Below are 3,358 nucleotides of genomic sequence, written 5' to 3'. Positions count from 1 at the left end.
TTGGGCAGGAGGGATTTCAAAAGTATTGTCAAGTATTTCGTACATTGAGTTATGAGATACTGGAAAAATTATGAGTATAACGCGAAATTGGCAAATTATAACTTGAAGGGGAAAATTAACATGGAGGAAATAAAAGATTTAAAAGTGGTAACGTTGAAATATGTAATGGAAACATTGCAGCTATTGATTGAGAAATACAAATTTAATGTAGATACACTTTCAAAATTATTAGATGTAAAAAAAGACGTTATTTTAAGCAAAGATGAAAAAAGGCTATTTGAGAACTCTAAAGATTTTAGGAAGATGTCTGATTTAATTATGATGCTTGAACTTATAGGGAGAGATAATGCCGATTTAAAAATTGGAGCATTTTTGCAAGTCTTATTAGAATATCATAATATTTCGGCAGAAACAATTGCATTGATGTCTGGAATTAATGAAAAAGAAGTTAATGATTTAGTAGAAAATCCTAAATTAGTTTCTTTAGAAAGTAAATATAAGATATCTAAAACAGTGATGTCATTACGTTTTTTCTTGAAAGAATTAGAACCATAAATTGTAATTAATAGAGGAGATATTATGGTTGAAATATTATTATCATATGCTATTTTATTATATGTGGGATTAGTGTCAGATGCAGAATATAAGGAAAATCTTGATTCACATTTCTTAAAACATCCTGATAGTGCTTTGCTATTAGAATTGGAGTGGAGTACTTTAGATATACAAGGTACAATTAAAATTATTTTTGACTATTGTTTAAAGAATAATTTTAATTATGATACCTTTGGCTGTTTCTTAATTAGGAAGTTAGAAGAAATTTATTATCAAGATGATATGGATATACATTTCTTTGGCTCAAAAATGTACTCAATATGGAGAGTATTGCCATCTGAAATTGAAAATAAAGAACCATTTTGGACTTTATGTTATGCGGATGATCCTTTGTCGTGTGGAGATGAAAGGCAAACAAGAGAACTTTATCAAAAGATGTTTCAGTATTATAAATAATAACAAATCTCCATTTATTGAGATGTCTATAAAGAGTTTTTTAGGAAGGAAGTTTATATGTGGATAAGGAGATAGTAAAACTATTCAAAACAGAAATGTATGATGATATGTATAATGCAATAATTTATTTTTTATCATCATTAGAGATTAGAGAAGGCAAATTTGAAGGTAACGAAATATTGATTCATAAGATTGATAGAGATACAGTTATTTTATATCAAGAATATAAATTAGATAATGGTAAGTACGAGCGTTCAAGGAACGCATTAATATACGATATTAAATTATTACTTGAAGAATTAAGAAAATATAAGGAGAATAACGTATAAATTACAATTTGCTTGTTAATTTGATATAAGGTTAATTAAAGTACTATATCAAATAATAAATAAGTTTAAAGGCGATAAACATCAAAAATCAATGTCTATCGCTTTTTGCTTATGTAGCTTTATAATAATCATCATTAGAATTATCAGTATCTATAGCTACTTCAAGTTTGGATGATATTATCGTATTTAACTTGTTAATTGATGAAGAATTATTGAATGAATATTTTGGAAATGATCTTTATTTTGAATTAATAAGTCTAAATTATAAAGATAAATATGTGATCAATGAATTAGAAAATTTACTATTTAGCAAGATACCATTCGGAATATTTGAAGAAATTATAATTAGAGAATTTCTTAAAGAAGAAGCAGATAAGATTGAATTACATAGTCTTGAAAAGATGTATTTACCTCCTAAAAAGAGTTTCATTAATAGAATTATTGAAAAAGTTAAGAATATAAAATAAGTTATTGAAAAGCAAAAAATCACTGGAAATTCTCCAGTGATTTTTTAAAAAACTTATGACATTATGATAACACAACGGAAATTATAAGTCTAGTAATATATGTATAAAATGATAAAATTTTAATATCAGGTTAACTCGCGAGTGCATTTGATTATAAAAAAGTATCAATTGTAAAGGAGATAAACTTAATGAATAAAGATTGTCATATAGAAGTAGTATATTTACAAAAGATTTTATGTAAAAACTTAGGTCAAGACTATAAAATACTCAAAATTATAAGAATTTATGGAGGAGCACGGAAAGTAACATATAAAATAGAATGTAATAAAGGCTTTTCATGTATTCTTTATGTTTGGGATAATTCTATGGATTATTTTAATGAAAAAACAGATGAGGATGATATATTTAAATCAAATGGGGCAGATTTGTTTGAATTAAATAATAAATTCCTCACACAAAATGGGATTAGGACACCAAGAATATATTATATAGACAGAAGTAGGAAAGATTATTCATTTGATTTTGCACTAGTTGAATATATAGCAGGTGGAGAAATAGAAAAATATTTTTATGCCGATGAAGAGACTAAATATAAAGTATTTACTGATTTAAGTGAAAACATTAAGAAAATGCATTTATTCAAAAATGAATTTTATGGGAATCTTAAAACTGAAAAAGCATTGAAATTTGGAAGTGAAAGAATATTACTGGATAGAAATATAAAAGAAATTGAATATTCATCAAGATTTCATGAAGGAATATTAAAAAATAAGACCATGTTAATTAATAAAATACAAGAATTGTATGATAATATGAAACCTAGAAATGATTATGTATTTATACATGGGGAATTAGGCCCAAATCATGTTTTGGTGGATGAAAATCTTAATACTTACTTAATAGATATAGAGAGTGCTATGTTTTTTGATGCAGAATATGAACATAGTTTTTTGCAATTCAGATTTGGTGATTATTATAAATATTTTAATGAGGATAATCTTGATTTAGACAGATTAAAATTTTATAAAATGTATTTGCACATTTCATGTCTCTCAGGTGCATTGGAGCTTAAACAAAAATCATATCCGGATATTGCTGAGGTTAATGGTATGATTGAATATAATTCTGAACAAGCACTGAATTTCTTAGGAAATGAATAAATAAATTTAAAGGCGATAAATATTGTAAAATTAATGTTTATCGCCTGTTTCTTATGCAATCTTATGAGAATCATCATTAGAACCATCGGTATCTATTCTATAGCTACTCCAAGTTTTGCAGATATTATGGTATTTGATTTATTTATTGATGTTGATAGGTTATCAATACAAAAGACAAGCTTTTGGTTCTCTGCTTAAGCATTGACTAAACTATGTATGACGTTATTATCAACGGTTATACTTAATATGCAGATCGCGTGATGCACCCAGCCCAGCAAATAAGCATAACGCGGAAGCACTGATTAAGACAATAAGTGGTAATTCCCAGTTGTTATATGCATCATGTAGAAAACCAAAAAGCATCGGTCCAAAAGCAGCGAGTAGGTAGCCG

At 26.7% G+C, this 3,358-nt stretch carries 5 protein-coding genes and 1 pseudogene; 5 read left to right on the top strand and 1 reads right to left on the bottom strand.

Annotation, left to right across the window (positions count from 1 at the left end):
- Positions 1-120 precede the first annotated feature (120 nt).
- The 5 genes from CLOBL_RS26855 (at position 121) to CLOBL_RS26835 (ending at position 2,967) form a co-directional block, all read left to right on the top strand.
- Complete coding sequence (locus tag CLOBL_RS26855; protein WP_077861792.1) at positions 121-555, top strand: HTH domain-containing protein; 435 nt, start codon at positions 121-123, stop codon at positions 553-555.
- Between the two features lie 24 nt (positions 556-579).
- Positions 580-1,011, top strand: a complete 432-nt coding sequence (locus CLOBL_RS26850; RefSeq protein ID WP_077861791.1) for a hypothetical protein — start codon at positions 580-582, stop codon at positions 1,009-1,011.
- Positions 1,012-1,070: 59 nt separating this feature from the next.
- Positions 1,071-1,340, top strand: a complete 270-nt coding sequence (locus CLOBL_RS26845; protein ID WP_077861790.1) for a hypothetical protein — start codon at positions 1,071-1,073, stop codon at positions 1,338-1,340.
- A 212-nt stretch (positions 1,341-1,552) separates the two neighbouring features.
- Complete coding sequence (locus tag CLOBL_RS26840) at positions 1,553-1,807, top strand: hypothetical protein (RefSeq protein WP_143323971.1); 255 nt, start codon at positions 1,553-1,555, stop codon at positions 1,805-1,807.
- A gap of 188 nt (positions 1,808-1,995) precedes the next feature.
- Entirely contained in the window at positions 1,996-2,967 is a 972-nt protein-coding gene (locus CLOBL_RS26835) for a phosphotransferase (RefSeq protein WP_077861788.1), read from the top strand.
- Positions 2,968-3,195: 228 nt separating this feature from the next.
- On the opposite strand, the pseudogene CLOBL_RS28825 reads toward CLOBL_RS26835, so the two are convergent.
- Positions 3,196-3,358, bottom strand: a pseudogene (locus tag CLOBL_RS28825) (MFS transporter); the annotation flags it as partial.

The sequence above is a fragment of the Clostridium sp. BL-8 genome, from assembly GCF_002006495.1.
Classification (GTDB): Bacteria; Bacillota; Clostridia; order Clostridiales; family Clostridiaceae; genus Clostridium.
Note: the sequence above shows the minus strand (reverse complement) of the source record. Positions and strands in the feature narration are given on the sequence as shown.